The sequence below is a fragment of the Methylobacterium sp. WCS2018Hpa-22 genome, assembly GCF_031843785.1.
In the GTDB taxonomy this organism is placed as follows: Bacteria; Pseudomonadota; Alphaproteobacteria; order Rhizobiales; family Beijerinckiaceae; genus Methylobacterium.
The window spans coordinates 123,795-131,986 of the sequence record NZ_JAVTJA010000014.1; the positions used below are offsets into that span (position 1 = coordinate 123,795).

At 58.7% G+C, this 8,192-nt stretch carries 3 protein-coding genes; 2 read left to right on the forward strand and 1 reads right to left on the reverse strand.

The window, feature by feature from the left end:
* Window positions 1-2 precede the first annotated feature (2 nt).
* Window positions 3-497 (forward strand): hypothetical protein, encoded by a 495-nt coding sequence (locus RQI43_RS18990; protein ID WP_311276229.1) that lies wholly within the window; start codon window positions 3-5, stop codon window positions 495-497.
* Window positions 498-627: 130 nt separating this feature from the next.
* Here the strand turns inward: RQI43_RS18990 and RQI43_RS18995 are convergent, their stop codons facing one another.
* Window positions 628-1,224 (reverse strand): hypothetical protein, encoded by a 597-nt coding sequence (locus tag RQI43_RS18995; RefSeq protein ID WP_311276230.1) that lies wholly within the window; start codon window positions 1,222-1,224, stop codon window positions 628-630.
* Between the two features lie 1,614 nt (window positions 1,225-2,838).
* Here RQI43_RS18995 and RQI43_RS19000 point away from each other — a divergent pair.
* Window positions 2,839-8,192, forward strand: a 5,354-nt coding sequence (locus RQI43_RS19000; RefSeq protein ID WP_311276231.1) for a peroxidase family protein, incomplete at its 3' end; no start/stop codon positions are given.

An 8,192-nucleotide genomic window follows, 5' to 3' on the forward strand; every position in this document is an offset into this window, starting at 1 on the left:
CGATGAACCAGCCATCCGCCGTTCGTGAAGACCCTCAATCTGTCCCACAGGTGCTGACGTCAGACAAGGACCGCCATGAGGAGATCGCGAGCCTAAACGAGAAGCTGAATGCCGTGGACCGTCTCAGCGTGGCCAATAAGGCGTTCCGTACCTACGATATCAATCTCAGCAAGAACGCCAGCGCCTACCTGATCGAATTCGACCGGGCGCAGAACGTCGCAAACGTGCGAGGCTATTCGAACCCTTCTTATGGCCGAGATGACCTCGCTAAGGCAGAGCGTCGGGGGGCGGGGATTGATGCGGTTTTAGTTGAGGTTGACCGGGTAAAGAACCTTCGAGCGGCCTACCCAAACTATTTTCTGGACGTTCGTGAATTTACCAAACGTCTACGTTCGATCGTCGGCGGAACCTCACCGGATTCTGAAGAAGAGAAACCGCGCCGCGTATTGAGGACTTATGATCTGGCTGTGATGATGGCAGACTACCAGCGGCGTTAATCGAGCTAAAAACAAAGCTTAATTCGACACTCGGGAGATCACACACAAGAACAACGTCATGCATATAAGCATCTCGGCCACTTGCAATCTGACTAACGGCTGGCCCCTAGCAATAAGGGGCTGATGATCGTTACGGCGCTGGATATCCAGACGTCCTCAGCGTCTCGAACAAATCGTCCATGTGATGCGAAGTCAGCCACAGATCGTCCGAGTGGATAACGCGCGAGCCGGGGTGCGTCCTCGGAGGAGGTTGAAAAAATGTTGGATGGTCGGCGCGACATTCACTCTTGTCATGTTTGATAAAATTCGCAAGTTTTCTCATCCGTTCAAGCTCAACCTCACTGAACGGGACATTATCACCGGCTAAATAATGGTACGCTTTCTTAGCATCGTACTTTTCAGTCTTTCCCATCCAATGGGCGCAATTTTTTTCCCAATAGTGATAAAATATAAGAACGTAGGCTGACCTAGCGATGTTCGCCGTTGATTCTGCTTCTTCAATCAGAAATTCTGCGATCTCCAGGGCAGTAGGATGAGACACTCCATCGTCATCGTACGTATGATTTTCCATCTCCCCTGATTGAATCAATTTGCTGATGTTCGCCTTTCGCTGGTCGGCCTCCTCGCATAGCTTGTCCATCGCTTCCATAGTTCTTTCATAGGCCGTGCGAATATCGCTCAGCCCGTTGTGGTATAGGTATCCGCGTACGTCGAAGCTGAATTTCATTCCTCGACCCTATCAGCGGTTTTACGGCGATTACAGCGGTATCACTTGCCCGCTTTAACTAGCTCATCGCAGGCTCAGCAGCGACGACGGCGTTGTCTGAGCCGTGTCCGAAGTTCTTATTGAGCGGTTGCGGTGACAGTGACGGGGACGCGCGTAGGGCTGCAATCGACCCCTTGCCGACCCTCGGAAGGTCCGCTCCCAGACTGTTGAGGTAGGGGCCAACGTCCGGGTTGGGTGGGTTTGCGACGGTCCGGGTTGAAGCGACGAGATCTAAGAAACGGACGTTCGAACGAGGGCCGCGAATCGACAGCTTTGCGCATATTGCCGCTGTCCAGCCGACGCTGGCAGCACCTCGATAGCGGACGCTGCGGGAGTGAGAACTTTGGATCCGGATCGTGCCGTGAACGGAAGTAGGTCGGCTACCCACAAACAGACGTTCGGTGTCACTTTTAAGAATGATGATAGCCAGGGCAAGCTGTTTCATAAACCAGTGCTGACGGCAGAAGGCGCTCACCCTTCCGCGCACTAGTCATACAGTCTTTCCTGCCGCCGAATCACGCAGAAATACTTTGAGTATAATCAAATTCGCCGGTAGCACGTTTATTTAAATATATTACTATGCGATGTAGAGAATGATTTTTATTGATTTAGCATGTCATCCAAAACATCCTTAAATCTTGAATTAAGATACATTCTGCATTCGCTGTAATTTACTCGTCTTTTTTGAATTATAATAAATTCGAAAACAGCAGGCCAATACAGTCGACAAATGTTGTTGCCATAATGAGCACCAAGGATGGATCTTCGATTTCTCACCTTCCTCCATCCTTCTCCCTTTTCCGGCGTAGACGAGGCGGGGGGTCTCCGGTCTGAAACGGTTGAGGCAACGGCATCCAATGTGTTGGCTGAGGATCCAGCCGTGGATCGAGGTTGTCCGGCACAGTGGAGTCGTTCCATCCATCGTCTGCCAGCCACGCCAAGGTAACCAATCCATTTGGGCAGGAAACAAGAAAATCTTTGCATGTCTTGGGTTTGGCTGTGTCGATCGGCTGCCAGTCGCCTATTGCCCTGTCCATCTTTGGTTACCCTCGCGGCGTCGGCCCTCATGCAGTGTTCGGTGACGGATTCCTTCGGTGCCTCGACGATGATGCTCGCGTGCGGGCTCAGCCGTTAGATCAATTCGGTATTAACAACCGATCGCACCACAAGCATGGCCGCGTTGGTGGCTGGCTCGTGCAGGGAAATCGCCAGCATTACTCTCCCGGAGGGCGAGCTGTTGCCGCCCCTTCGGCATGGTCGGCACTAGGCAAAATGCTCTGTCGACCATCTATTTCGGACTATATGCCGAAATATGCGCTAGATTATCACCCTAAAGCATGAAGTAATACTGGCATAGGCATTTGATTGCCGCGATTTCTATATTTATTTTCACTTGTTGCGCTGGTGGCTCTTGGACTGAGCGATTCATCTGCGCTTATAAGTATTGGACTTATATCTCTTGAATATATTGAAGATGCATAGGGCGTAATACTTAAAAACGTCGTGCGGTTGAAAGACTCAAAGTTCAAATATCATAGCGTAAAAATCGAATACTTTCGATCAGGGGAGGGAGCAATGACTACGAGTTTCATTGTCAATCAAGATGATCTCAGCTTCATACTCAAGCAGATCAAGATCGCGGAGGCGCATGCCGACGGCAAGACGATGACGGCTGCGATTCAGTCTGTCTATGTCGGCCTGTCTGACGCCGATGCCGCCTTGACGCCCTACGGCCTGCGCACGGTCGATGGTCAGGACAACAACCTCCTACAGCCCGAATACGGTGCCGGCGACAATCCGTTCCCGCGCCTGCTGGACCCGGTCTTCATGAATGACGGCGACGGGGACACGATGCCTCTCGGTCCTCCTGGATCGGGCGCCCCTACGATCACCAACACAGATTATGGGATCTCCGGCAGCGTCGCCGACGCGGATCCTCGCATCATCTCCAATCTCATCGTCAACATGACCGTCGACAACCCGGCGGCCCTCGACGCCTGGTTCAACAATCCCCTCTCGCTCGCGGCCTTCGAGGCGGATCATCCCGGAAAGGTTCCGATCCGCCCCGGGGAGACACCGACGGGCAACCAGCTGGTCGTCACCAACGCTGACATCGCCCAGATCCCGAACCAGTCACCCGATATCGGTCTGTCCCCGGGCTTCAATTCCTGGATGACTTTCTTCGGCCAGTTCTTCGACCATGGGCTGGATCTCGTCACCAAGGGCAATAACGGTACGGTCTATATTCCGCTGCAGCCCGACGACCCGCTTTACGTACCGGGCAGCCCGACCAACTTCATGGCGCTGACGCGGGCGACCGTGACGCTCGATGCGAACGGCGTTCCGCAGCATGAGAACACGACGACATCGTTCGTCGACCAGAACCAGACCTATACGTCACATGCGTCTCATCAGGTCTTCCTGCGCGAATACGAGAAGAATACGCTCGGCCACGCGGTCTCGACCGGGCGCCTCCTCGACGGCAAGGCGAGCAACGGATCCCTCGACGGCGCAATCGGGAACTGGGCCGAGGTCAAGGCCCAGGCGCTCGAGATGCTGGGCATCCGGCTCGGCGATTTCGACGTCCACAACGTGCCGCTCCTCAAGACCGACCAGTATGGTCGCTTCATTCCCGGCGAGAACGGCTACGCTCAGCTGGTCATGGCGCCGGACGCCACGCACGACACCCCCTGGTTCAAGGAAGGAACCGCCGCGGGCATCACCACGGCGGGGTCCATCGGCACCAACCACGCCTTCCTCAACGACATCGCGCATCACGCCGAGCCGGTCTTCGTCGATCACGACCACAATCCGGGAACTCCGAAGCTGCAACAGGTCGCCGATGACGACCGCCTCGATTTCAATGGCGACGGCGTCAGCAACGCGGCCGACCTCGCTGCCGGAGCGGGCGTCATCCGGGATGCGAACCAGAGCGGTGGCATCGATCTCGACGATCTGAAGGACCTCAATTTCGACGGCAGGATCGATGCGGCCGATCTCGTGGCCGACGACCGGAATCCGCTGACCTACGACAACGAAATGCTCGACGCGCATTTTGTGACCGGCGACGGGCGCGGCAACGAGAACGTCGCCCTCACCGCGGTGCATTCCGTCTTCCATTCGGAGCACAACCGTCTGGTCGAGGAGAACAAGGCCACGATTCTCGCCACCGGCGACATCGATTTCATCAACGAATGGCTGACGAAGGACATCACGCAGATCCCTGCATCCGCCTCAGGACTCGAATGGGACGGTGAACGCCTCTTCCAAGCCGCGCGCTTCGTTACCGAAATGCAGTACCAGCATCTCGTCTTCGAGGAATTTGCGCGCCGCGTTCAGCCGAACGTCGATCCGTTCGTCTTCACCAACAGCGCCGACATCGACCCATCGATCGTGGCCGAGTTCGCGCATGTGGTCTACCGCTTCGGCCATTCGATGCTCACCGGTACGGTGGACCGGCTCGATAACGACCTAGCCCCCGTCAACGGCGACGACGCCCAGGCAACGTTGATCGAAGCGTTCCTCAATCCGCAGATGTATGTCGGTACGGCCCACGATCTCGCCGCGACGAACGGTGCCATCATCCGGGGCCTGACCCGCGACGTGGGAAACGAGATGGACGAGTTCATCGTCCAGGACGTGCGCAGCAACCTGCTCGGCCTTCCGCTCGATCTGGCGGCGCTGAATATCGCCCGCGCCCGCGACACCGGTGTGCCTTCGCTCAACGAGACCCGCAAGCAGCTCTATACTGATTTCGGCGACCCCGATCTCAAACCTTATACGAGCTGGGCAGACTTCGCACAGCACATCAAGAATCCCACCTCGATCATCAACTTCATCGCCGCCTACGGGACCCATGCGACCATCACCGGCGCGACGACGGTCGATGCCAAGCGCGTTGCGGCCATGGAACTGGTCCTGGGGGTGGACGAGAATGGTAGCGGCGTCGCGGGCGATCGACTCGATTTCCTGAACGCGACCGGCGACTATGCAGGCGGCAACCTCGGCGGTCTCAACACGGTCGATCTCTGGATTGGCGGCCTGGCCGAGGAGCTGAACGAGTTCGGCGGCATGCTGGGCTCGACCTTCAACTTCGTCTTCGAATACCAGATGGAGCATCTGCAGAACGGCGACCGGCTCTACTACCTGAGCCGCACGCAGGGACTGAACCTGCTCAACAATCTGGAGCCGAACACCTTCACCGATCTGGTGATGCGCAACACCGATTTGGGCGGGCTCTACTCTACTCACCTCAACGGCTCGCTCTTCACCACTCCGGACCACATCCTCGAACTCGACCGCGGCATCGCTCAGGATGGCCTGGATCCGACCTGGGACAGGGCCTCGCAGCAGGCGATCGACCCTAAAGTCGTGCGCAGTTACACCGGCGCCACGATCACCGTCGACGGTAAGGTGCATGACGTCGGCGGCACGCTCAAGGTGAGCGGCGGCGAGCATTTCGTCCTCGGAGGCACCGAGGGCAACGACAAGCTCTACGGCGACAAGGGCATCGACACCCTCTGGGGCGACGGCGGCGACGATTACCTCAATGCCGGCATGGAATCCGACAACGTCTTCGGCGGCGATGGCGACGATATCATCGAGGATCCATTCGGTGACGACGTGCTGCGGGGCAACCTCGGCAACGACGTCATCAACGGCGGCACGGGCCTCGATCTGCTGTTCGGTGATGCCGGTCAGGATTTCATCATGGGCACCACCGACACCAAGGAGGTGTTTGCCGGGCTGGGCAACGATTTCATTCTCGGCGGCAGCGCCCCCGATGCGTTGATGGGCAACGAAGGCGACGACTGGATCGAGGGCGGCGAGGGCTTCGACGGGCTCTCGGGGGAGAACTCCCAGCTCTTCTTCAACAGCACCATCGTGGGCCACGACGTCCTGAACGGTCAGGGGAACGATACGGATTACGATGGCGAGAACGGCGACGACATCATGGTCGAAGGGCCGGGCATCCAGCGCAATAACGGTATGGAGGGGTTCGACTGGTCAATCCACAAGGGCGATCCGAACGCGGCGGATTCCGATCTCGGCATCCGCGTCTTCGACAACCGGGAGAACATCATCCTGCGAGACCGCTTCGATTCCGTCGAAGGCCTGTCGGGATGGAAGTTCAACGACACCCTGACCGGTGCTTCCAAGCTCGTGATCGGTGAGAATTTCGTCAACGTGCTCACCCAGGCGGGCGTCGACAGGATCACCGGCCTGCGCGGACTTCTCGACGTGGCGCCGGGCCTGCCGAACGCTGTGGTCTTCGACCCGAGCGGAGGGGCCGGTATCGGCAGCACGGGCGGCGAGATCCTTCTCGGCGGCGCGGGCAGCGACCTGATCCGCGGCAATCTCGGCAGCGATTTCATCGACGGCGATGCCTGGCTCAACGTCCGGATCGCGGTTCATGCGAACAAGGACGGCAGCGGCGCCGTCATTCGCTCGGTGGACAGCCTGAACGAGATCAAGGCGCAGATGTTGTCCGGGGCGATCAATCCCGGTCAGCTCGGCATCGTCCGCGAGATCGTCACCACAGGCGTGGGCGTCAACGACGTCGACACCGCCGTCTTCTCGGGCGATGTCGCGGATTACACGATCAGCGGACCCGATGGCGGCGGACGCCGCACCGTGACCGACAACGTCGGTACGGATGGCACCGATACGATCCGCAACATTGAGCGGCTGCAATTCGCCGATCAGACCATCACGATCAGCGGGACCAACGCCATCGCGACCGGGGCGGTGACGATCAACGATGCGACGCCCACCGAGAAACAGGTCCTCACCGCGGCGGTTCTGAGCCTTAACGATCTCAATGGGATCAGGCCGGGCACCCTGGTGCTGACATGGCAGTCCTTCGACGGGACCGACTGGCGCGACATCCCCGGCGCAACCGGCGCGACCTTCACGCCCGGCGACCTCCAGGCGGGCCAGGCGCTGCGCGTCGTCGCGAGTTTCATCGATGGTCTCGGCGTTCCCGAACGGCTCACGTCGGACCCGACCGCCCCTGTCATCGCCATCAACGATAAACCGACCGACATCGTCGGCGGGCCGCTTTCATCCGACGAGAACCGGGTCAATAGCTCCGTCGTCGGAAGCGTCGTCGGTGTCGACGCCGATACGGCCATCCTGACCTATTCCCTGGTGAACGATGCCGGCGGCCGCTTCGCTATCGACAATACGGGGAAGATCGTCATCGCCGACCGGACGCTGATCGATTTCGAGCAGGAGTCGAGCCACGACATCACGGTGTCCGTTAGGGATGGGGAATTCACCCTCACGAAAACCTTCACGATCGCGATCAACGATGTCGCGCCGGAATCCGTGACGGGCGATGGCCGGGCCAACATTATCCGGGCAGGCGCGGGCAACGACGTCCTCGACGGTCTTGGCGGTGCGGATGCCCTCTCCGGAGGGTCGGGAAACGACATCTACTACGTCGATCAGCTGGGCGATGTCGTCCACGAGGTGGCCGGTGGCGGAACCGACAAGATCTACGCGAGCGGCAATTTCACCCTGGGGGCCGGTGAAGCCGTCGAGACCCTCGTGGCCAAGGCCGGCACGCGCGGCATCGGCATTGGGGGCAACGAGCTCGTCAACACGCTCTACAGTGGTGCCGGTGCCGATACTCTCAGCGGTTTTGCTGGCAACGACATCTACTACGTCAACGGCGTGAACGACGTCGTGCACGAGGTGGCAGGTGGCGGAACCGACAAGATCTACGCCAGCAGCAACTTCACCCTGGGGGCAGGTGAAGCCGTCGAGATCCTGGTCGCCAGGGCCGGAACTCTCGGTATCAGCCTCGGCGGCAACGAGCTCGTCAATACGCTCTACAGCGGTGCCGGTGCTGATACTCTCAGCGGCTTTGCTGGCAACGACATCTACTACGTCAACGGCGTGAACGACGTCGTGCACGAGGTGGC

Excerpts from the sequence above, each read along its gene's own strand:
- RQI43_RS18995 (WP_311276230.1), bottom strand. The coding sequence starts at position 1,224 with ATGAAATTCAGCTTCGACGTACGCGGATACCTATACCACAACGGGCTG.
- RQI43_RS18990 (WP_311276229.1), top strand. The coding sequence starts at position 3 with ATGAACCAGCCATCCGCCGTTCGTGAAGACCCTCAATCTGTCCCACAG.